Source organism: Janibacter limosus NBRC 16128, assembly GCF_001570985.1.
Classification (GTDB): domain Bacteria; phylum Actinomycetota; class Actinomycetes; order Actinomycetales; family Dermatophilaceae; genus Janibacter; species Janibacter limosus.
Map to the genome: position 1 here is coordinate 1 of NZ_BCSS01000019.1, position 21214 is coordinate 21214.

Annotated in this window: 17 protein-coding genes; 4 read left to right on the forward strand and 13 right to left on the reverse strand. The window is 70.8% G+C overall.

From position 1 onward, the window contains the following. Positions 1–88: 88 nt before the first annotated feature. The 5 genes from eno to mfd all read right to left on the reverse strand — a co-directional run bounded on the left by eno (position 89) and on the right by mfd (position 7624). Entirely contained in the window at positions 89–1369 is a 1281-nt protein-coding gene (gene eno, locus JLI01S_RS08690; protein ID WP_068263264.1) for a phosphopyruvate hydratase, read from the reverse strand. A 102-nt stretch (positions 1370–1471) separates the two neighbouring features. Next, positions 1472–2602 carry a GNAT family N-acetyltransferase gene (locus JLI01S_RS17725; protein WP_218005488.1) on the reverse strand — a complete coding sequence of 377 codons (1131 nt, stop codon included), beginning with the start codon at positions 2600–2602 and terminating at the stop codon, positions 1472–1474. Positions 2603–2629: 27 nt separating this feature from the next. Beyond that, positions 2630–3301, reverse strand: a complete 672-nt coding sequence (locus tag JLI01S_RS17510; protein WP_245634572.1) for a MazG nucleotide pyrophosphohydrolase domain-containing protein — start codon at positions 3299–3301, stop codon at positions 2630–2632. A 95-nt stretch (positions 3302–3396) separates the two neighbouring features. Beyond that, positions 3397–3963, reverse strand: coding sequence for a SurA N-terminal domain-containing protein (locus JLI01S_RS08710; RefSeq protein WP_068263270.1), 567 nt, complete (start codon positions 3961–3963; stop codon positions 3397–3399). Positions 3964–3985: 22 nt separating this feature from the next. Further along, on the reverse strand, positions 3986–7624 hold the full coding sequence (gene mfd / locus JLI01S_RS08715) for a transcription-repair coupling factor (protein ID WP_068263273.1): 3639 nt from the start codon (positions 7622–7624) through the stop codon (positions 3986–3988). Between the two features lie 115 nt (positions 7625–7739). Between mfd and JLI01S_RS17655 the strand changes: the two genes are divergently transcribed. Beyond that, positions 7740–9791 carry a TPM domain-containing protein gene (locus JLI01S_RS17655; RefSeq protein ID WP_169797309.1) on the forward strand — a complete coding sequence of 684 codons (2052 nt, stop codon included), beginning with the start codon at positions 7740–7742 and terminating at the stop codon, positions 9789–9791. Positions 9792–9906: 115 nt separating this feature from the next. Further along, positions 9907–10623 (forward strand): PspA/IM30 family protein, encoded by a 717-nt coding sequence (locus JLI01S_RS08725; RefSeq protein ID WP_068263278.1) that lies wholly within the window; start codon positions 9907–9909, stop codon positions 10621–10623. Between the two features lie 116 nt (positions 10624–10739). Here the strand turns inward: JLI01S_RS08725 and pth are convergent, their stop codons facing one another. After that, positions 10740–11330 carry an aminoacyl-tRNA hydrolase gene (pth, locus tag JLI01S_RS08730; RefSeq protein ID WP_068263282.1) on the reverse strand — a complete coding sequence of 197 codons (591 nt, stop codon included), beginning with the start codon at positions 11328–11330 and terminating at the stop codon, positions 10740–10742. Positions 11331–11443: 113 nt separating this feature from the next. On the opposite strand from pth, the gene JLI01S_RS08735 reads away from it, so the two are divergent. Further along, complete coding sequence (locus JLI01S_RS08735; RefSeq protein WP_068263285.1) at positions 11444–11857, forward strand: hypothetical protein; 414 nt, start codon at positions 11444–11446, stop codon at positions 11855–11857. A gap of 65 nt (positions 11858–11922) precedes the next feature. Here the strand turns inward: JLI01S_RS08735 and JLI01S_RS08740 are convergent, their stop codons facing one another. After that, entirely contained in the window at positions 11923–12600 is a 678-nt protein-coding gene (locus tag JLI01S_RS08740) for a 50S ribosomal protein L25/general stress protein Ctc (RefSeq protein ID WP_068263288.1), read from the reverse strand. Positions 12601–12786: 186 nt separating this feature from the next. Then, positions 12787–13818 (reverse strand): EamA family transporter, encoded by a 1032-nt coding sequence (locus JLI01S_RS08745; protein ID WP_068263290.1) that lies wholly within the window; start codon positions 13816–13818, stop codon positions 12787–12789. Positions 13819–13891: 73 nt separating this feature from the next. Here JLI01S_RS08745 and JLI01S_RS08750 point away from each other — a divergent pair, with 73 nt between their 5' ends. Next, a complete protein-coding gene (locus JLI01S_RS08750; protein ID WP_068263293.1) occupies positions 13892–14449 on the forward strand; it encodes a CGNR zinc finger domain-containing protein in 558 nt (185 codons plus the stop codon). Between the two features lie 68 nt (positions 14450–14517). Here JLI01S_RS08750 and JLI01S_RS08755 read toward each other — a convergent pair whose 3' ends face one another. The 5 genes from JLI01S_RS08755 to JLI01S_RS08775 all read right to left on the reverse strand — a co-directional run bounded on the left by JLI01S_RS08755 (position 14518) and on the right by JLI01S_RS08775 (position 21212). Then, positions 14518–15489 (reverse strand): ribose-phosphate diphosphokinase, encoded by a 972-nt coding sequence (locus JLI01S_RS08755; protein WP_068263296.1) that lies wholly within the window; start codon positions 15487–15489, stop codon positions 14518–14520. Then, positions 15486–16970 carry a bifunctional UDP-N-acetylglucosamine diphosphorylase/glucosamine-1-phosphate N-acetyltransferase GlmU gene (glmU, locus tag JLI01S_RS08760; RefSeq protein ID WP_084349316.1) on the reverse strand — a complete coding sequence of 495 codons (1485 nt, stop codon included), beginning with the start codon at positions 16968–16970 and terminating at the stop codon, positions 15486–15488. Before glmU ends, JLI01S_RS08755 begins: the two co-directional genes overlap by 4 nt. Positions 16971–17066: 96 nt before the next feature. After that, complete coding sequence (gene ptsP, locus JLI01S_RS08765; protein ID WP_068263299.1) at positions 17067–18752, reverse strand: phosphoenolpyruvate--protein phosphotransferase; 1686 nt, start codon at positions 18750–18752, stop codon at positions 17067–17069. 5 nt (positions 18753–18757) lie between these two features. Then, complete coding sequence (locus tag JLI01S_RS08770; protein ID WP_068263302.1) at positions 18758–19030, reverse strand: HPr family phosphocarrier protein; 273 nt, start codon at positions 19028–19030, stop codon at positions 18758–18760. A gap of 70 nt (positions 19031–19100) precedes the next feature. Beyond that, positions 19101–21212, reverse strand: coding sequence for a PTS fructose transporter subunit IIABC (locus JLI01S_RS08775; RefSeq protein ID WP_068263305.1), 2112 nt, complete (start codon positions 21210–21212; stop codon positions 19101–19103). Positions 21213–21214: the final 2 nt, after the last annotated feature.

The following is a 21214-nucleotide window of genomic DNA, read 5'->3' on the forward strand; positions in this document are numbered from 1 at the left end:
GGCCGGCCGGGTCGTGCGGGGTCGCCGCGTCGCGCCCTGCCCGCCGGAGCGAACGGGGCGACGACGCGGCGTGCCTGCCATGACCCGATCAGCCCCTGAAGCGCGGGAAGGCGCCCGCGCCGGCGTAGACCGCGGCGTCGTCGAGCTCCTCCTCGATGCGCAGGAGCTGGTTGTACTTGGCGACGCGCTCAGACCGGGCCGGGGCACCGGTCTTGATCTGGCCGCAGTTGGTGGCGACGGCCAGGTCGGCGATCGTCACGTCCTCGGTCTCGCCGGAGCGGTGGCTCATCATCGAGGCGAACCCGCTACGGGTCGCGAGCGCGACGGCGTCGAGGGCCTCGGTGAGCGAGCCGATCTGGTTGACCTTGACCAGGAGGGCATTGGCCGCCTTGTCGGCGATGCCGCGGGACAGCCGCTCAGGGTTGGTGACGAAGAGGTCGTCACCGACGATCTGGACCGTGTCGCCGAGGCGCTCGGTCATCGTCTGCCAGCCCTCCCAGTCCTCCTCGTCGAGCGGGTCCTCGATCGAGACGAGCGGGTAGGCGTCGACGAGCTCGGCGTAGTAGTCGACGAGCTCGGCGGCGCTGATCTGCTTGCCCTCGAAGGTGTACCGGCCGTCCTCGTGCAGCTCGCTGGCAGCGACGTCGAGCGCGAGCGCGATCTGCGTGCCGGGCTCGTAGCCGGCCTTGGTGATGGCGTCGAGGATGAGGTCGAGTGCCTCACGGTTGCTGCCGAGGTCGGGCGCGAAGCCACCCTCGTCGCCGAGGCCGGTCGACAGCCCCTTGTCCTTGAGGACCGCCTTGAGCGAGTGGTAGACCTCGGTGCCCCAGCGCAGCGCCTCACGGAAGGAGGGTGCGCCGATCGGAGCGATCATGAACTCCTGGATGTCGACATTGGAGTCCGCGTGCGAGCCGCCGTTGAGGATGTTCATCATCGGGACGGGCAGGACGTGCGCGTTGGGTCCGCCGAGGTAGCGGAAGAGCGGCAGGCCCGCCGACTCGGCAGCAGCCTTGGCCACCGCGAGCGAGACGCCGAGGATGGCGTTGGCGCCGATCTCGCTCTTGTTGTCCGTGCCGTCGATGGCGAGCATCTCGCCGTCGATGAGGCGCTGCTCGCTGGCGTCGAAGCCCACGAGGCGGGGGGTCAGGTCGTCCTCGACCGCGCGGACCGCGTCCTCGACACCCTTGCCGAGGTACCGGTCCTTGTCGCCGTCACGACGCTCGACGGCCTCGAAGGCCCCCGTTGACGCGCCGCTCGGGACTGCTGCCCGCGAGATGGTGCCGTCGTCGAGAGCCACCTCGACCTCCACGGTCGGGTTGCCACGCGAGTCGAGGATCTCGCGCGCGCCTATTGCTTCGATGCTGGCCACTACCGGCTCCTTGGTGGTGCTCGATCAACACGGGAAGAACGTGTCCGAGCGTAACCGCTCGCGTGGGGCGGGTCGCGGTCCGACCCACCCGCGCGACCTGACTCACAACCCGGTATCTGCTCGGGCAGATGCGCGGAGAGGGCTGCGCTGGATGCCGTCGACGATGTTGTCCTCGGCCAACCAGGCGTCGTGCGCGGCGCGGATGCGCGGCCAGTCGTCGAGGGTCATGGCGAACCACGAGGTGTCGCGGGACCTCCCCTTCGTCACGCGGTGACGGCGGAAGGTGCCCTCGTAGGTGAAGCCGAGCCGCTCGGCGGCCCGTCGGGACGGGGCGTTGAGGGAGTCGCACTTCCACTCGTAGCGGCGGTAGCCGAGGTCGAAGACGTGGCGCGCGAGGAGCGACATCGCCTCGGTCGCGGCGGTGGTGCGCTGCAGCCCGGGACCGAGCAGGACATTGCCGATCTCGACGCAGCCGTGCTCCGGATCGATCCGCATGAGCGCGACCAGTGCACGGGCCACACCGTCGGCGTCCCGGATGAGGACCTCGACCGAGTCGTCGGCCAGCCGCCCCGCGATGTACTGGGCGAAGGGGGCCGCCTCGGTGATCGGGTCCTCCCCCAGGTAGGTCCACAGGGAGGGGTCGATGCTGCCGAGCTCGACGAAGAGCTCGTCGGTGTGGGCCGCGGTCAGGGGCTCCAGGGTGCAGTGGACGCCCTCGATCCGCTCGAGGTCCGGCTGCGGCGGTGGCGTCCAGCCCGCGATCTGCGGACCGATGGGCTGGGCGTGCTCGTTGGTCTGGACCTCTTCGCGGGACGAGGGCGACAGGACCACCTGACCGATGGGCCCCGGGTTGTGCGCGATCTCCCAGCGGAACCCGTCGGGGTCGGCGAAGTACCCCGTGTAGCCACCCCAGTCCCGGGCCTGCCCGGGTGCGACGTCCGGAGAGCCGGCGGAGCGCGCCAGCTCGAGGATCTCGTCCACCTCCTCGACGTCTGCGACGTTGTGCGCCAAGGTCATCGGCGCCAGTCCCTCGCCGCGACGGATCGGGCCGACCTCCCCTTCGAACTGGTCGGCATCCCACAGCGAGAGGACGAGGTGCTCGCCGGCCCGGATCATCAGGACCTCACCGGGCACGTCGAGGTCGGCGTGCCACCCCAGTCCGTCGAGGTAGAAGCGACGACTGGCGTCGAGGTCGGCGACGGCAAGGGTGACGAAGCTGATCCGCTGGTCCATGGGCACGACCCTATGGAGATGCGGCGGTCAGTCGTCCTCGGCGCGCGCGGCCTTTTCCTGGTGCTTGATCGCCTGCCACTGCGCCTCGATCTCCTCGAGGGTCACGGCGCTGGCATCACCGAAGACGTGCGGGTTGCGCCGCACGAGCTTGTCGACGAGTGCGGCGGCGACATCGTCGACGGCGAAGGGAGCGCCGGCGTGGTCCGCGGCCACCCGGGCGTGGAAGAGCACCTGGAAGAGCAGGTCACCGAGCTCGTCGGTGAGGTCCGCCCGCAGCCGGACGTCGTCGGGGTCGGCGATGACCGCCTCGAGTGCCTCGGTCACCTCGTGCGCCTCCTCGAGGACGAAGGGGGCCAGGCTCGCGTGGTCCTGCGCGGCCACCCAGGCGCAGCCTCCGGGCGAGCGCAGGCGGTCCATGACGGCGACGGCGTCGAGCAGTCGGCCGCCGTCGACATCCCAGGAGCCGACGAGCACCTCGACCTCGGGCGCGTCCTCCAGCCGGGAGATCTCGCTCGCGATCGCATCGCTGAGCCCGGGGTCACCATCGGGTGAACCCACCCAGACGATGACCGACCCCGAAGAGGCCTCGACGAGCTCACGTGCCCGCTCGTGGGCCGTGGCGCTCCGGACGGCTTCGACGGGGATGTCGTCGTCTGCGACCGCCAAGGGCAGGGCTTCGTCGGTGTCGGCCGCCAGCACCCGATCAGCGCTCTCGAGCGAGCGCCAGGCGTCACGGCTGAGCAGGCCGGGCGAGACCCGGGGGCTCGTGGCCAGCAGGATCAGGCGGCCGGGGGTCAGGGTGCCTCCATGGGCATCTGCTCCTCGACCGACTGCTCGAGCCAGTCGGGGGCCTGATCGGACGAGGCCGCGTAGCGCGGGCTGATCGTGACCTGCTGCTCGTCGAGGTGGGTGATGAGCTTGTCACGCGTGTCCTGGTCGAGCTGGCTGCTGAGCGCGTTGGCTCGCAGGAAGTCGACGGTCTCGTCCGAGGGGGACGGCAGGACCTGCTCCACGCTCTTGCGGATCGAGCCGGCCGACGGGACCGAGAGGCCCTCCTCCTCGGCGAAGTCCAGCACGGCGGGCGCCTGGACGAGCAGGGTGACGACGCTGCTCGCGTCGAGCTGCTGCGGCTGCTGGCCGGAGTTGGCGGCCTGCGCCTCGAGGAAGGTCCGCAGCTCACGCGTCGTGCGCTGCACATCGCCGACGGAGATCTCCTGACCGTCCACCGTTGCTGCTGCTGCGCTGCTCCCCTCGACGGCAGTGCCGTCGTCGGAGCCCCCGCAGGCGCTCAGCGCGAGGGCGGTCGCCGCCGCGAGCGCGGCCCCTCGGGCAGGGCGACGGATGGTGTGTCGACGGAGCACAGGTGGTCCTTTCGTCCGGTCCTCAGCGCGAGCGTGAGGTGTCTCGGGGCGCCGTCGCCCCGTTGTCCACGATGACATCATCGAGCATGACCTGACGGATGAGGTCAGTGGCCCACGCGAGCACTGCCGTGTCGCGGAGCGGGGAGCCCCCGATGCGGGCTGTCATGGGCTTGGGGACGAGCACCGTGCCGGTGCCCTCCTTGTAGCTCGACTTGGGGTAGAGCCGCGAGAGTCGCAGCTGCTTGCTCTCACGCAGCTGCGCCGGGGCGAAGCGCACGTTGCTGCCCTGGGCGACCACATCGGTGAGGCCGGCGGAGCGCACGACGATGCGCAGGCGCGCGACCGCGACGAGGTTGCGCACGGGCTCCGGCGGCTCCCCGTAGCGGTCCGTGAGCTCCTCGAGGATCTCGCCGAGGTCCGCCTCCGTCTCCGCGGACGCGAGCTTTTTGTAGGCCTCGAGGCGCAGCCGCTCCCCCGGGATGTACTCGTGCGGCAGGTGCGCGTCCACGGGCAGCTCGATCTTGACCTCGGCGGGCGCGGTCTCGCCTTCACCCTTGAAGTCGGCGACCGCGTCCCCGACCATCCGCACGTACAGGTCGAAGCCGACCCCGGCGATGTGCCCGGACTGCTCGCCGCCCAGGAGGTTGCCGGCGCCGCGGATCTCCAGGTCCTTCATCGCGACCTGCATGCCGGACCCGAGGTCGGTGTTGCTCGCGATGGTCTGGAGCCGGTCGTGGGCGGTCTCGGTGAGCGGCTTGTCCGGCGGGTAGAGGAAGTAGGCGTAGGCCCGCTCCCGGCCTCGGCCGACACGACCGCGCAGCTGGTGCAGTTGGCTCAGGCCGAAGCGGTCCGCCCGGTCGAGGATCAGCGTGTTGGCATTGGAGATGTCCAGCCCGGTCTCGACGATCGTCGTGCAGACCAGGACGTCGAAGCGCCGCTCCCAGAAGTCGAGGACGACCTGCTCGAGTCGGTGCTCGCCCATCTTGCCGTGGGCCACCTCGACCCTGGCGTCCGGAACGAGCTCGCGGATGCGGGCCGCGGTCCGGTCGATGCTGCTGACATTGTTGTGGACGAAGAAGACCTGTCCTTCGCGCATGAGCTCGCGGTGGATCGCGGCCGCCACCTGCTTTTCCTCGTACCCACCGACGAAGGTGAGCACCGGGTGCCGCTCCTCGGGAGGCGTTGCGAGAGTGGACATCTCGCGGATGCCGGTGACGGCCATCTCCAGGGTGCGCGGGATGGGCGTGGCCGACATGGCGAGCACGTCGACATTGGTGCGCATCGCCTTGAGCTGTTCCTTGTGCTCGACACCGAAGCGCTGCTCCTCGTCGATGATCACCAGGCCGAGGCCCTTGAACTTCACCTCGTTGCCCAGGATCCGGTGGGTCCCGATGACGAGGTCGATGGCACCGGAGGTCAGCCCTTCGAGGACCTCCTTGGCCTGCTTGTCGGTCTGGAAGCGGCTGAGCGCCTTGACCGTCACCGGGAAGCCGGCGTAGCGCTCGGAGAAGGTGTTGAGGTGCTGCTGGACGAGCAGTGTCGTGGGCACGAGGACAGCGACCTGCTTGCCGTCCTGGATCGCCTTGAAGGCGGCTCGCACCGCGATCTCGGTCTTGCCGTAGCCGACGTCGCCACAGATCAGCCGGTCCATCGGGACCGTCTTTTCCATGTCGGCCTTGACCTCGTCGATCGTGCCGAGCTGGTCGGGGGTCTCGACGTGGGCGAAGGCGTCCTCGAGCTCGCGCTGCCACGGGGTGTCCGGGCCGAAGGGGTGTCCGGGGGTCGCCATGCGTGCGCTGTAGAGGCGGATGAGCTCGGCGGCGATCTGCTTGACGTGGCGCTGGGCGCGGGACTTCGTCTTTTGCCAGTCGCCGCCGCCCATCTTGTTGAGCGGCGGGGCGTCTCCGCCGACATAGCGGGTCACCTGGTCGAGCTGGTCGGTCGGGACGAAGAGACGATCCCCGGGGTGCCCGCGGCGCGAGGGCGCGTACTCGATGACGAGGTACTCGCGGGTCGCGCCCTGCACGGTCCGCTGGATCATCTCGACGAAGGAGCCGACGCCGTGCTGCTCGTGGACGACGTGATCGCCCGGGCGCAGCTGGAGCGGGTCGACCTGCTTGCGACGACGCGACGGCATCCGTCGCATGTCGCGCGTCGTCGCGCCGGTGCCGCTGGAGCCGAGCAGGTCGGCCTCCGTGATGACGGCCAGGCGCTGCTCCTGCGCGACGAAGCCGGTGCCGAGGCTGGCCCGCGTCAGCGTCACGACACCGTCGGAGAGCTCGACCGGCTCGTCGGGGTCGGTGGTCCGGGTGGCGACCTCCGCCTCACCGAGGACCTCGGCGACGCGGGAGACGAGGCCGGCACCGTCGGTGGCGACGAGCACGCGCCACCCCGCACCGCTCCACTGGGAGATCTGGGCGACGGCGGCCTCGGTGTTGCCCCGGAAGTGCGGCGGCTCCTGCGCGGGCACGCGCAGTCCGACGTGGTCGTGGTCGACGCGGTCGTCCATGTCCGCCGCGATGGCCGTCAGCTCTTCGTCGACGGCGAAGGGGGTGATCGTCCACCACGGCAGGTCGAGGTCGAGCGCGTGCTCGCGCGCCTGCGCGAGGGTCCAGTGGGAGGCGGTCCCGAGGACGCCCTCGAGGTCGATGGGGACGGCGTTGCCGGCCGCGGCATTGGCCCAGCTGGCCTGGAGGAACTCGTCGCTCGTCGAGACGAGGTCGTGGGCGCGCGCCCGGACCCGCTCGGGGTCGAGGAGGACGACACCCGCGCCCTGCGGCAGTACGTCGAGGATCGACTCCATGCCGTCGACGAGGACCGGGCCGAGGGACTCCATGCCCTCCACGGCGATGCCCTCGGCGACCTTGAGCAGCATGTCGGCGACACCGGGCAGCTCCTGCGCCACGGTCGCGGCCCGCTCGCGGACCGCGTCGGTCAGGAGGATCTCGCGGCACGGCGGCGCCCACAGCTCGTCCGCCGTCTCGGAGCTCCGCTGGTCAGCGACCTTGAAGCACCGGATCTCGTCGACGGTGTCGCCGAAGAACTCCACGCGCACGGGGTACTCGTCGGTGGGCGGGAAGACATCGAGGATGCCGCCGCGCACGGCGAACTCCCCACGCCGCTCGACGAGGTCGGTCCGCACATAGGCCGCAGCGGCGAGCGCCGCGGTGACCTCGGGCAACGCCCGCTCGTCGCCGACGCGCAGGCGCACCGGCTCGAGGTCGGCCAGGCCCTTGGCGATCGGCTGGAGGACGGCGCGCACCGAGGCGATGACATAGCCCGGACGACCGTGCCCCTCGCCGGTCGTGTCGGGGTGGCGCAGACGGCGCAGCACGGCCAGACGCCGACCGACGGTGTCGCTGCGCGGGCTGAGTCGCTCGTGCGGCAGTGTCTCCCAGCTCGGGAAGGTCGCGACGAGGTCGGGACCGACGAGATCAGTGAGGGCCGCGGCCATGTCGTCGGCCTCGCGCGCTGTGGAGGTGATGACGAGTCGAGGGGCGTCCGAGGGAACCTCGCCCCCGATGAGGGCGACGGTCGGCGCTCGCAGTCCCGTGGGGGCGACGATGTCGACCTCGTCGCTCGACGCGCGGTGTCGGGGGATGTCCGCGAGTCCGGGCAGGCCGGCGATCGCGCTCATGAGCGGGGCGAGTGAGGAAGTCATTCTGCTCCGATTCTGCCGCATCCCACCGACATCCCTGCCATGGCCGGCTCCCGTGTGGCAACGTACGGCTCAGTACCGTCATCCGCGGCGGGACGGACACGGACCAGGGGGCCACGTGACAGAAGCCAGCCGGACACACCGCGCAGCGCGCTTGCTCGCAGCCCTCGTGGCGGTCTTCGCCGTCCTGTGGGCGGCGGCTGCCCCCGCCACCGCGCTCCCGGCTGACGCCCCCTTCAGCGTCTCCGACGACATCACCGACCGAGCCGGCGTCCTCGGGGACACCAGCGTGCTCCAGTCCGAGCTCGACGGTCTGCGCACGGACGCGGGCCTGCAGCTCTTCGTCGTCTACGTCGACTCCTTCGACGGGCAGTCCGGCGCCCAGTGGAGCGAGCAGACCTACGAGACCTCCGGCATGGGGGGCAACGACGTCCTCCTCGCGGTCGCCGTCCAGGACCGCGCCTACGGCATGTGGACCACCGGCGAGTCCGGTCTGGGCGAGGCCGATGTCTCGCGGGTGCAATCCCGTGACGTCGAGCCGGCCCTCGGCAACGACGACTGGGCCGGTGCCGTCTCGGCAGCCGTCACGGGTCTGCAGCGACAGGTCGACGACCCGGCCTCGGACCGCGGCAGCAACGGCAGCAGCGGTGGCTCCAGCGGCATCTTCTCCTTGTTCTCCGTGTTTTCCCCGTTCACCCTGTTCTTCATCGTCGTCTTCCTCCTGCCGGTCGTCGGGCGGATCATCACGATGATCACGCGTCGACGCGAGCCCAGCTCGGCCCCGCCCCCCATCGACCAGCCCGCGCCGGTCATGTCGACCAAGAGCACCGACCAGCTGCGACAGGAGGTCGCGACCGCCCTCGTCGACTTGGACAACGCGGTCCGTTCCTCCGCCCAGGAGCTGGCCTTCGCCCAAGCGCAGTTCGGCGACCAGGCCACGCTCCAGTTCACCTCCGCCCTCGAGTCGGCCCGAGGCCGCGCCGCCGAGGCCTTCCGCATCCAGCAGGAGCTGGACATCGCTCGTGGAGCCGGCCGACTCACCGACCCCGAGGAGCGGGCACGGCTGGCCCAGATCCTCGACCTGACGAGCGCGGCCGATGCCGAGCTGGACGCGCAGGAGGAGGAGTTCACCAGACTGCGCGACCTCGAGGCCAATGTCCCGCAGTTCCTGGCCTCGCTGCGTACCCGGATCACCGAGGTCGAGGCCCGCATCCCCGTCGCCACGCAGGAGCTGGCCGGGCTGGCCGCGACCCACCGGCGGGAGTCCCTGACGACCCTCACGGACAACATGCAGCAGGCACCGCGTCTCATCGAGTCAGCTCGTGGCTTCGTCACCACCGGTGAGCAGCACGTCGACGCAGGAGACCGCCCATCCGCCGTGTCTGCAGCTCGTGCCGCCGAGGACGCCCTCGGCCAGGCCGACGCCCGGCTCGAGATGGTCATCTCCGCACGGGCCGTGCTCGACGACGCCGTGGCCTCGCTCGACGCGGCTCTCGCCTCCATCTCCTCCGACCTCGTGGACGTCAAGCGGTTGCAGGCCAACGACCAGATGACGCTCTCGGCCGCCGGCGAGGCCCAGCAGGCGGTCGACGTGGGCACCAAGGCCCGCTCGGGCGGCGACGTGCTCGGCGCGCTCGCCGCCCTCGAGCGCGCGGAGCACTACCTCGACACCGCTCTGGAGCGCTATCGCAAGGACGCGGACCGCACGGCGGAGCGGACCACAAAGTTCGACCGACGCTACGAAAACGTCCGCACGCGCATCGTGACGACCGAGCGCCAGATCGACACGGTCCGCGGGTTGGTCGGCTCCGAACCCCGCACCCAGATCCGCGAGGCCTCGCGTCTGCTCGCCGCCGCGCACACCGAGCGCTCCCGCGACCTCGACAAGGCCTCGGAGCACCTCACCGACGCCGAGGTGCTCGTCGAGCGGGTCGTCGCGTCCATCAACTCCCGTCACGACGACGACTACCACGGCTTCGGCGGCGGCATCGGCGGCGGCCGCAACAACGGCATCGACGTCGGCTCCCTCATCCTCGGTGGCATCCTCTCGGGCGGCTTCGGCGGCCGAGGGGGCGGCTGGGGCGGCTCCTCGGGCGGCTTCGGAGGGGGCGGCTTCGGCGGAGGCGGTGGCGGTGGCGGAGGTGGCTTCGGCGGGGGTGGTCGCTTCTGACCCGGCGCCCCTCCCCCTTCGCCTCGCACCGACCTCGGCAGATCCCCACGATCGACCACGTGAAGACATCCACTCGCACCACGACCGGCGGTCCCACCGCCAGGAGGAATGCATCATGACCAAGAAGCAGACGATCCTCGGCCGCGTCAGCCAGCTGGCCAAGGCCAACATCAACTCGCTCCTCGACCGTGCCGAGGACCCCGAGATGATGCTCGACCAGCTCGTGCGGGACTACACCAACTCCATCGCCGAGGCCGAGGAGGCCGTGGCCCAGACGATCGCGCACGTGCGGATGGCCGAGGGCGACCTCAGGTCTGACCAGGAGGCTGCGACCGAGTGGGGCAACAAGGCCGCTGCGGCCGCCAAGAAGGCCGGCGAGCTCAGCGCTGCCGGCGACACTGCGGGCGCGGACAAGTTCACCAACCTCGCCAAGGTCGCGCTGGGTCGGCAGATCCAGCACGAAAACGAGGCGAAGACGGCAGAGCCGGCCATCACCGCGCAGAACGCCCAGGTCGAGCAGCTCAAGGCCGGCCTGATCACGATGAAGACCAAGCTGGAGGACCTGAAGTCCCGCCGCTCGGCCCTCGTCGCCCGCGCCCGGAGCGCCGAGGCCCAGTCCCGCGTCCAGGAGGCCGTCGGCTCGATGGACGTCATGGACCCCACGAGCGACCTCGGGCGCTTCGAGCAGCAGATCCGCGAGCAGGAGGCGATGGTCCAGGGCCGCGCCGAGGCCCAGTCGGCCACCCTCGACGACCAGTTCGCCGAGCTCGAGGACCACAGCCAGGACGCCGAGATCGAAGCGCGGCTGGCTGCCCTGCAGAACCAGGGCTGAGGCCCGCCCCACCCGTCACTCGATTCTCGGGTGACCCGAGAAGCACCGCCGTCGCAAGGGTTTTCACACCCTGGTGACGGCGGTGTTTCTCATGTCGATCTGACGCTTCGTGCCCCTCAAGGACGCGGCGCGTGCACGACCTGCTGGGCGTCGGTCAGGCCCTTGGCGATGAGCAGCTCGACGGCATCAGCAGCGTCGTCGACGAGGAAGGGCAGCTCCTTGCGCTCCGTCGACGAGAAGTCCTTCAGCACATAGGACGCGGCGTCCATGCGGCCGGGCGGACGGCCGATGCCGATGCGCACGCGCAGGTAGTCCTTGGTCCCGAAGGAGCTGGAGATCGAGCGCAGGCCGTTGTGCCCCCCTTCGCCGCCGCCGAGCTTGAGGCGCACCTCACCGAAGGGGATGTCCAGCTCGTCGTGCAGGACGATCGTGCGCTCGGGCGGGACGGAGAAGAAGCTCGCGAGCCCCTTGGTGGGGCCGCCGGAGAGATTCATGTAGGACTGCGGGATCCCGATGATCGCGCGCGCCCCGGGAGGCGTGCCCAGCCGGATGGACTCGGCGCTCGCGCCGGCCTTGTGCGCCCGCAGTCGCGCCCCCGCCCGCTCCGCGAGGTGGTCGATGACCATCGCGCCGACGTTGTGCCGGTTGCCGGCGTACTGCGGGCCAGGGTTGCCGAGGCCGACCACGAGCCAGGTGTCATCACTCACGGGGCCCCACTCTAGGCAATGACGAGCGGAGGTCCGCACGTCCCACCACAGGTATCCACAGTCGACGGCTGCCCGCCCTGCGAGGCGGTCGCCCGCGTGGCAACGTCCTGAGCATGGCTCTTGGTTCGCACCTCCGTCCCGACCCGACCACCCGAGAGGAGTTCGACATCCGGGCTCGCAACGCCCGCATGCGCATGGCCACCATCGGTCGCCGCCTCGACAACGTGCACAACCACCCCCACAACGACCTGACGCCGGACGACATCGTGGCTCTGCACGAGCGACTCGCAGCGGCCCGGGCCGGGCTGGATCTCGCGGAGCAGCAGGTGGAGTCGAACCCGTCGCAGGCGGCCCTGCTGCTCGACGAGGTCACGGAGCTGGCCGATGGCATCGGGGACCTGGCCCTCATCCGCACTCCGGTACCCGGGCCGACCAGCCCGGGTCTCCTGGACAGCCGTCCTGGGTCGACACCGATCCTCGACGCCATCTTCTGGCTCATCGACGGCGGGTTCTTCCGCCGACGCTGACACGAGCGGACAGACGAAGGGCGGGACCTCCGTGTGGAGGTCCCGCCCTTGCGGGTGCGTGTGGGTCACTCCTTGTCGGAGGACTCCTCGCCACCCTCGGTGGACTCGGCGGCCTCGGTGGCCTCGCCCTCGGGTGCGTCGTGCTCGATGCCGGCCTCGGCCTCGGCGTCGGCGAGCTCGGCCTCGAGCTCGTCCGCGGAGATCTGCTGGGTGATGTTGACGACGAGCAGCTCCGGGTCGGAGGCGAGCGTCGCGCCGGCAGGCATCTCGACGTCGCTGGCGTGGATCATCGTGCCGATCGCGAGGCCCTCGACGGAGACGATGAGGCTGTCGGGCAGGTTGGTGACGTCGGCCTCGATCTCGAGGGTCTGGGTGTCGACCGTGACGATGGTCTCGGGAGCAGCGTCGCCCTCGATGTGGACGGCGACCTCGACGATGACCTTTTCGCCGCGCTTGACCATGACGAGGTCAACGTGCTCGATGATCGGCTTGATCGGGTCGCGCTGGACGTCCTTGGCCAGAGCCAGCTGGTCGGCCTCGCCCTCGACGGCGATGGTGAGCAGCGCGTTGGGGTTCTTCAGCGCCTGGAAGGTGCTGTGGAAGGGCAGCGCGAGGTGGATCGGGGCCTCGCCGTGGCCGTAGAGGACGGCCGGGACCTTGTTGGCACGGCGCAGCTTGCGGGCAGCGCCCTTGCCGAACTCGTTGCGCAGCTCGGAGTCGATGCGGATCTCGTCGTGGGCCATGTGGTGCTCCTTGTGGTGGTTCGGCCCGCGCAGGGGAGCGGGCAATGTCTCGTGGATGCGGTGGCCTCGGCGTGGGACGCGGCGCGGACGGGATGTCGACGCGCAGGCAAACCCACGGGGCGGCACCGCGTCGATCACGGATCGCTGCGACCGTGCAGCGTCCCTCGCCGAGGCAACCCCGAGAGACTAGTGGACCTGCTCCGACACAGCAAGGTCGGACTCCGGCCCCTCCTCATCGACGCCCAGCAGCAGGCCGCCCAGGTCATCGGTGGGGAGCGGGAGACCGGAGCGCTCCCCTTCGCCCAGCTTGACCGCGACGACCCCCGCGAGGACCGCCACTCCCCCGACGATCTGCACCGGCGACATCGCTTCGCCGACGATCAGCCAGGCGAAGACGACGGCAAAGAGCACCTCGCTCAGGCCGACGAAGGAGGCGACCGTCCCGCCGAGCAGGCGCGCTGCGGCGATGCCGGAGACATAGGCGACGGCGCCCGCGACGATGGACAGCTCGACGATCGGGACCCACCACGGGGCAGACCATCCGGCGAGGTCGACCGGGGAGGTGTTGGCCGTCATCGGCAGCAGGCCGAGCGCTGCGGCGAGCAGCAGGCTCACGGCCCCCACGGCCAGCCCCGCCCCCGCGAAGCCAATCGGCGGGAGTGCGTCCTGCTCGTCCGCGGCCACGAGGAAGAAGATGACGAGACCAACGGCCGCGAGCAGACCCCACAGCACCCCGACCAGGTCGAGCTGGGCTCCCGACGCGACGTCGAGGACGAGGACGAGCCCGAGGACGGCCGCGGCGACACCGGCTGTGGTGAGCGGTGAGGGACGCCGGCCGTGGCGGGCCCAGACCCATCCCACGATGAGCACGGGCGCGAGGTACTCGAGCAGCAGGGCCACGCCGACCGACAGGTGGTCGATCGCCATGAAGTAGGCGAACTGGCACCCGGCCACGGCAAAGAGTCCGTAGGCGAGGATGCGCCATGCGTTGCGGCGCACGAGGTGCCACTGGCCACGCATGGCGATGACCGCCGGGACGAGCAGGACCAACGCCGCCCCCGCGATCCGGAGCGTGACGATCGCGCCGGGGCTCCAGCCGGTCGCCAGCAGCGAGGCGCCGAAGGTGCCCGATGAGCCGAAGGTCGCGGCCGAGAAGAGTGCGACGAGCAGCCCCACGGCGAAGGGGGCCCGCTGTGGGGTGGAGATGGCGGCCGCCATGGCTGCTCCTTGCGTCATGAGTCACGTAACCTGATGGTGATGACGCTAGACCTCGACGACGTCAGGAGTCAACATGGCCTTTGCCCATGACACAGACATCGCTCTGCGCACGGCGGCCGCCGTGGTCAACACCGCCCCCGGCACTCGGGCCGACCGCGCGGTGGACACCCTCTCGACCGCCGAGTCCCTCCAGGAGTTCTACGAGACCTGGGGGTGGACCGGACGACTCGACGGGGACGCGAGCGAGCTGGAGCAGGCACGTGCGCTGCGCGGTCGGCTGCGGGCACTGTGGCTGGCCGCCGACGACGCGCACGCCGTCGCCGACCTCGTCAACGAGCTGCTGCGGACGGGCCACGCCCTCCCCCAGCTCGTCGAGCACGGCGAGTACGGCTGGCACATCCACGCGACGGACGGGGACGCCCCCTTCGCCCGGCGGATGCAGGTCGAGGCCGCCATGGCCGTCGTCGACGTCATCCGTGCCGGTGAGCTCTCCCGACTGAGGGTCTGCGCCGCGGACGACTGCGACGACGTGCTCGTCGACCTCTCCCGCAACCGCAGCAAGCGCTACTGCGACAGCGGCTGCGGCAACCGGCTCGCCGCCGCTGCCTATCGGTCGCGGCAAGGCGGCTGAGCCTCCCTCGCCGCGGGATGCAGCGAGCCCCGCAGCCGGGCGGCTGCGGGGCTCGTGTCGTGCTGGGGTCAGTTGAAGAGGCTGGTGACCGAGCCGTCCTCGAAGACCTCGCGGATCGCGCGGGAGACGAGCGGGGCGATCGACAGGACCGTCAGGTCATCGAACTTCTGCTCGTCGAGGAGCGGGAGGGTGTCGGTGACGATGACCTCCTCGGCAGCACAGGCCTGCATGCGCTCGACGGCGGGGCCGGAGAAGATCGCGTGCGTGGCGGCGATGATGACTCCGGCGGCACCGTCCTCCATGAGTGCATCAGCGGCCTTGGTGATCGTGCCGGCGGTGTCGATCATGTCGTCGACGAGCACGCACCAGCGGCCCTCGACCTCACCGACCACGCGGTTGGCGACGGACTCGTTGGGACGGTCGATGTTGCGCGTCTTGTGGATGAAGGCCAGCGGCACACCGCCGAGCTGACGCGACCACTGCTCGGCAACCTTGATCCGGCCGGCGTCCGGGGAGACGACGGCGAGCTGGCGGTCGCCGTACTTCTCGGAGACATAGGTGGCCAGGATCCGCCGAGCCATCAGGTGGTCGACCGGCCCGTCGAAGAAGCCCTGGATCTGGTCGGTGTGCAGGTCGACCGTGATCAGGCGGTCAGCACCCGCCGTCTTGAACATGTCGGCCATGAGGCGCGCGGAGATCGGCTCGCGACCGCGGTGCTTCTTGTCCTGGCGGGCATAGCCGTAGAAGGGCATCACCACGGTGATCCGCTTGGCGCTGGCGCGCTTGAGGGCGTCGACCATGAGCAGCTGCTCCATGATCGCCTCGTTGATCGGGGTGGAGTGGCTCTGCAGGACGAAGGCGTCGCAGCCGCGCACCGACTCCTCGTAGCGCACATAGATCTCGCCGTTGGCGAAGTCGTAGGCGCTCGTGGGCACCAGCTCGATGTCGAGCTCCGCCGCAACGGCGTTGGCCAACGCCGGGTGGGTGCGTCCGGTGAAGACCATGAGGTTCTTCTCCGGGGTCCTGTGGATGCCGGTCACTGGGGTGCCTCGCTGCTCTCGGGGGTGGGTTCGGTCGAAGGGGGCTGTGTCGCGGCCTGTGCGGCAGCGTCGGTGGAGGTTCCGGCTCGGTGCGTGGCGACCCAGCCGTCGATGTTGCGCTGGCGACCACGGGCGATCCCGAGCTGTCCGGCGCCGACGGCGTCAGTGAGGGCCGAACCGGCGGCCACGTAGGCACCGTCAGCGACCTCCACCGGGGCGATGAGCACGGTGTCGGACCCGACGAAGGAGTGCTTGCCGATGACGGTCTGGTGCTTGTTGACCCCGTCGTAGTTGGCGAAGATCGTGCCGGCGCCGATGTTGGCCCCCTCCCCGATCACGGCGTCGCCGGCGTACGTGAGGTGCGGGACCTTGGCCCCGTCGCCGATCTTGGCGTTCTTGGTCTCGACGAAGCCGCCGATCTTCCCCTGCGCCCCGAGCTCGGTGCCCGGACGCAGGTAGGAGAAGGGCCCGACCGTGGCACCCGCACCGATGACGGCCAGGTGGCCCTCGGCGCGCTTGACCTCGGCGCCGTCGCCGACCTCGCAGTCGGTGAGGGTGACGTCCGGACCGATCCTCGCCTCGGCGCCGATGCTCGTGGCGCCCAGCAGCTGGGTGCCGGGTCGGATCGTCGTGTCCTGGCCGATGGTCACGTCGACGTCGATCCACGTGGTGTCGGGGTCGACGATGGTCACCCCGGCGCGCATGTGGCGCTCGCAGGTGCGTCGGTTGAGCTCCTTGCCGAGCGTGGCCAGCTGGACGCGGTCGTTGACGCCCTCGGTCTGGTCGAGGTCGGTGAGGACGTGGGCCGCGACCGTGCCACCAGCGGCCCGGGCCAGCTGGAGGACATCGGTGAGGTACTTCTCGCCCTGGGCGTTGTCCGAGGTGACATTGGCCAGCTCGCGGCGCAGCACCGCGGCGTCGAAGGCGTAGATGCCGGAGTTGATCTCACGGATGCTGCGCTCGGCCTCGGTCGCATCCTTGAACTCCACGATCCGCTCGACATTGCCGTCGGCGTCGCGCACGATCCGGCCGTACGCCTTGGCATCCGGCAGGACCGAGGTGATGACGGTGACGGCGGCCCGGGCCTCGACGTGCGCGGTGGTGAGCTCGCTGATCGTCTCTGCGGACAGCAGCGGCACATCGCCCATCGTGACGACCACGATGCCCTCGAGATCGGCGGGCAGCGCCTCCAGGCCGCACTCGACGGCACGGCCCGTGCCCTTGACCTCGTCCTGGTCGGCCGTGCGGCAGGCGATCTCGAAGCGGGAGCCGTACTCCTCGATGAAGGCAGCGACCCGGTCGCGCTGGTGACGGACGACGACGACCGTCTCGCTCGCACCGGCTCCGGCTGCGGCTCGCATCGCGTGCCCGAGGAGCGGGGCTCCGCCGATGGGGTGAAGGACCTTGGGGAGGGTCGACTTCATCCGGGTGCCCTCGCCAGCGGCGAGGATGATGACTGCGTCGGGACGGACGTCGTTCACGCGGTGTACTCCGAGGTGTCGGGGGTGCGGCCAGCCGTCTGGGCCGCCTCGCCACTGTAGCGGCCGAGGGGTCCGGTCCTCGACCCGTGTCCGGGCTCAGAGGAGGTCGCGCAGTCCTCCATCGGCCAGTTCCGTGGCGACCTGCCGGGCATCTGCGGCCGTTCGCGCCTCCCGCACACTGGCTGCGATGCGCTGGCAACCGGGGAGCGAGTGCAGCGACAGCGCGAGGCGCACCATGGCCACCTTGGATGGCGCCATCGACAGGCTCGAGACCCCGAGGCCCACGAGGACCAGTGCGAGGAGGAGGTCACCCGCCGCCTCGCCACAGACCCCGATCGGCGTCCCGGTCCGCGCTCCCCCGTCGCATGCAGCGGCGATGAGATCGAGGACGGCCGGCTGCCAGGGGTCGAGCAGGTCGGAGAGCTCACCCTGCATGCGGTCTGCGGCGAGCGCGTACTGGGAGAGGTCATTGGTGCCGATGCTCGCGAAGTCCATGTCGGCCAGGACGTGCCGGGAGCGAAGTGCGGCGGCAGGCACCTCGATCATCACGCCGGCCTTGGGCAGACCGTGCTCACGCACGCGTCGGGCGAACCAGTCCGCCTCCTCGGCGGTGGCCACCATCGGCGCCATGACGCGCACATCGGCTCCGGTGTCCTTGGTCGCGACGGCGAGCGCCTCGAGCTGGGTGTCGAGCAGCTCCGGTCGGGCTGCGGACAGCCGCAGGCCGCGGCGGCCCAGGGCCGGGTTTTCTTCCGGGCCGAGGTCGGCGAAGGCGAGCGGCTTGTCGGCTCCGGCATCGAGCGTGCGCACGACGACGCGGCGGTCCCCGAAGGGGGTGAGGACCCGTCGATAGACCTCCGCCTGCTCCTCGACGGTCGGGGCGGACGTGGCGGAGAGGAAGACGAACTCGGTGCGGAAGAGGCCGACGCCCTCGACATCCTGTGCTGCCGCTGCCACCGCATCCTCGACATCGCCGATGTTGGCGAGCAGCGCAACCGCGTGACCGTCGTTGGTCCTCCCCGGGCCGGTGGAGCCCGACAGCGCCGAGGCCCGGCGCTCACGCCGCGCGGTGAGGTCGGCGACGAAGGCCTCGCTCGGCTCGAGGGTCACGGTTCCCATGTCCCCGTCGACGGCAACGTGGGCTCCGGCGACCAGCTCGAGGGCACGGTCGCACTGGACGACCGCAGGGATACCGCGCTGGGCGGCGAGGATCGCGGTGTGGCTCGTCCGGCCACCCCCGCTGGTGACGATGGCCAGGACGAGTGCCCGGTCGAGGACGGCCGTCTCCGCCGGGGCGAGGTCCTCGGCGACGATGATGCTGGGCTCGTCGAGGTCCGGCACGCCGGGGGCAGGTACGCCCAGGACCGCGGCGACTGCCCGGGCTCCGACATCACGCAGGTCGGCGACCCGCTCGGCGAAGTACCCACCGAGGGCCTCGAACTGCACGACGAACTCGGACACCGCCGCCTCGATCGCGGTGGCGGGGCCCTCCCCTTCGCGCAGGTGCTTGCCAGCGGCCTTGAGCAGGCTCTTGTCCCGGGCGATGAGCGCGGTGGCCATGAGGATCTCGGCAGCGGTGTCCTCCACCCGGCCGGCCCGCTCCTCGAGGTCGCGGGCGACCGACTCGAAGGCCGCCTTCACCTCGGTGAGCGCCTGCTCCGGATCGGCAGCGGCCGACTCGCCCTCGGGCGCGCGGACGGGCGGGGCGACGAGCACCACCGGACCGTACGCGCTGCCCGGGGAGACTCCGATGCCGCGACGCGTGCTGTCCTCATCGGCCATCGGGCTCACCCCTGCGCGTCGAGGTCGGTCTCGAGGAGGGTGACGAGGCCATCGAGGACCTGCTCGGCGTTGTCGCCGTCGGCGGTGATCTCGACCTGCTCGCCGTGCTTGGCCCCGAGGGCCATGACCCCGAGGATGCTCGTCGCGTCGACGGACTCCTCGCCGGGGCGAGCGATCTCGACATCGAGGCCGGACTCGCTGGCCTGCTGGACGAAGAGAGCTGCCGGCCGGGCGTGGAGGCCGACGGACGAGGCGATGGTGGCGGTGCGACTGGCCATGGGTTTCTCCTGGTGTGGTGGTGGTCGGTGGTCACCGTGGACCGCACGTGGCGGACCGGCTCCCACTCTGTCAGGCGGTGACCCGCTGCGGGTCCGAGTGGGCACCCGCGGTGCGGGCCGCATGGGACTTGAGGGCGACGACGATGGCCGTCATGACGAGGACTCCGACGACGAGGGCCACGACGAACATGAGGAAGTTGCCCATGAGCGGCAGCACCCAGATGCCTCCGTGGGGTGCGCGGAGGGTGACTCCGGCAGCCAGTGCGATCCCACCGGTGAGGGCCGATCCGACGACGGAGCTGGCCATGACCCTGATCGGGTCCGCGGCGGCGAAGGGGATGGCCCCCTCGGAGATGAAGGAGGCACCGAGCAGCCAGGCGGCACGGCCGTTCTCTCGCTCGGGCTCGGTGAAGAGGCGCGGTCGGACGGTCGTCGCGAGCGCCATGGCCAGCGGGGCGACCATGCCGGCCGCCATGACGGCGGCCATGATCTGCAGCTGGATGGCGTCGGTGGCGGCACCGGCCGTCGCCAGGCCCGTCGTGGCGAAGGCGTAGGCGACCTTGTTGACCGGGCCGCCGAGGTCGAAGCCCATCATGGCGCCGAGGATGAGCCCGAGGACGAGCGAGCTGCCGCCGCCCATGCCCTCGAGGGCCGCGGTGAGGTTGTCCATCAGCCAGGTGATCGGGCGACCCAGGACGGTGATGAAGAGGCCCGCGGTGATGAAGGTCGACAGCAGGGGGATGACGACGACGGGCATGATGCCGCGCACGCCGGCGGGCACGGTCCACCCGGAGATCCAGCGGGCGACGAAACCGGCGAGGAACCCGGTGGCGAGGCCCCCGAGGAAGCCCGCTCCCATGGTGGCCGCGATCCAGCCGCCGACGATGCCGGGGACGAGGCCCGGGCGGTCGGCGATCGCGTAGGCGATGTACCCGGAGAGGATCGGCACGAGGAAGCCGAAGGCGGCGCTGCCCATCACGTACATGAGCGCGGCCCACGAGGTCAGGCTCAGCGGGCTGAAGCTGTTGGTGATGTTGAATTTGCCCTCGGCATCGAGCGCGTACTTGGTGATCTCGATGGCGCCCTGCTCACCGAGGGCGACCTGGGCGAGCATGAAGGACAGGGCGATGAGGATCCCGCCCGCGGCGACGAAGGGGATCATGTAGCTGACGCCGGTCATGAGCCACTGACGCACCTTGGTGGCCGTGGACACCTCGTCGTCCGCGTCGAGGTCGGAGGCGTCCGCGTCGGCGCCAGCGGCGTGCGCGGCGGCGCGATCGGGGTCCGCAGCCCACTCATGGGCGAGCTTGGTCGCCCGCTGGACGAGCTCGGGGGCATCGGAGACCGCCTTCTTGACCCCCACGTCGACCGTGGGCTTGCCGGCGAAGCGGCCCTTGTCCCGGATCTCGAGGTCATGGGCGAAGATCACGGCGTCGGCACGCTGGATGTCCTTGCGTGACAAGGGCTTCGAGCCCGCCGAGCCCTGCGTCTCGACCGAGATGGTGTGGCCGGCCTCCTTGGCCGCGATCTCGAGGGCCTCGGCGGCCATGTAGGTGTGGGCGATACCGGTCGGGCACGAGGTGACGGCGACGAGGTGGAGGGGCGCCGGGCCATCGGACGAAGGGGGCTGCTCCCCCTGCGCGTCGGAGCCGGGTGGCGTCGTGGTGGAGGCCGCGGTGGCGGAAGCCGCGGTGGTGGAGGTGGCTGCGGCAGGGGCTGCGGCCGCCGTCGGCTCATCGAGGGCCACCCGGGCGTTGACGATGTCGACGACCTCGGACTCGTTCGTGGCTGCGTCGAGAGCGGCGCGGAAGGTCTTGTCCATCAACGCCTTGGCGAGCTTGGGCAGGACCTGCATGTGCGCCTCTCCCCCGCCCTCGGGCGCGGCGATGAGGAAGATCAGGGTCGCCGGACCGTCCTTGGCCCCCCAGTCGATGCCCTCGGCCGAGCGGCCGAAGACGAGCGACGGTTCGGTGATCGCGGCGCTGCGGGCGTGCGGGATGCCGATGCCGCCGGGCAGCCCGGTCGCCATCACCTCCTCGCGGGCCCGCACGTCCTCGAGGAAGGCCTCGAGGTCGGTGCTGCGACCGGTCGTCACGAGCGTCTCGGCCAGGGTCCGCGTCGCGGCGTGCCGATCCGGGGCGGTCAGGTCGAGGACGACCTGGGATTCGGTGATGAGCGCCATCT

Bases quoted from the DNA above. Each gene is read 5' to 3' on its own strand.
- JLI01S_RS17725 (WP_218005488.1), bottom strand. From the start codon at position 2,602: ATGGACCAGCGGATCAGCTTCGTCACCCTTGCCGTCGCCGACCTCGAC.
- mfd (WP_068263273.1), bottom strand. From the start codon at position 7,624: ATGACTTCCTCACTCGCCCCGCTCATGAGCGCGATCGCCGGCCTGCCC.
- JLI01S_RS08725 (WP_068263278.1), top strand. From the start codon at position 9,907: ATGACCAAGAAGCAGACGATCCTCGGCCGCGTCAGCCAGCTGGCCAAG.
- JLI01S_RS08735 (WP_068263285.1), top strand. From the start codon at position 11,444: ATGGCTCTTGGTTCGCACCTCCGTCCCGACCCGACCACCCGAGAGGAG.
- JLI01S_RS08740 (WP_068263288.1), bottom strand. From the start codon at position 12,600: ATGGCCCACGACGAGATCCGCATCGACTCCGAGCTGCGCAACGAGTTC.
- JLI01S_RS08745 (WP_068263290.1), bottom strand. From the start codon at position 13,818: ATGGCGGCCGCCATCTCCACCCCACAGCGGGCCCCCTTCGCCGTGGGG.
- JLI01S_RS08750 (WP_068263293.1), top strand. From the start codon at position 13,892: ATGGCCTTTGCCCATGACACAGACATCGCTCTGCGCACGGCGGCCGCC.
- ptsP (WP_068263299.1), bottom strand. From the start codon at position 18,752: ATGGCCGATGAGGACAGCACGCGTCGCGGCATCGGAGTCTCCCCGGGC.
- JLI01S_RS08770 (WP_068263302.1), bottom strand. From the start codon at position 19,030: ATGGCCAGTCGCACCGCCACCATCGCCTCGTCCGTCGGCCTCCACGCC.
- JLI01S_RS08775 (WP_068263305.1), bottom strand. From the start codon at position 21,212: ATGGCGCTCATCACCGAATCCCAGGTCGTCCTCGACCTGACCGCCCCG.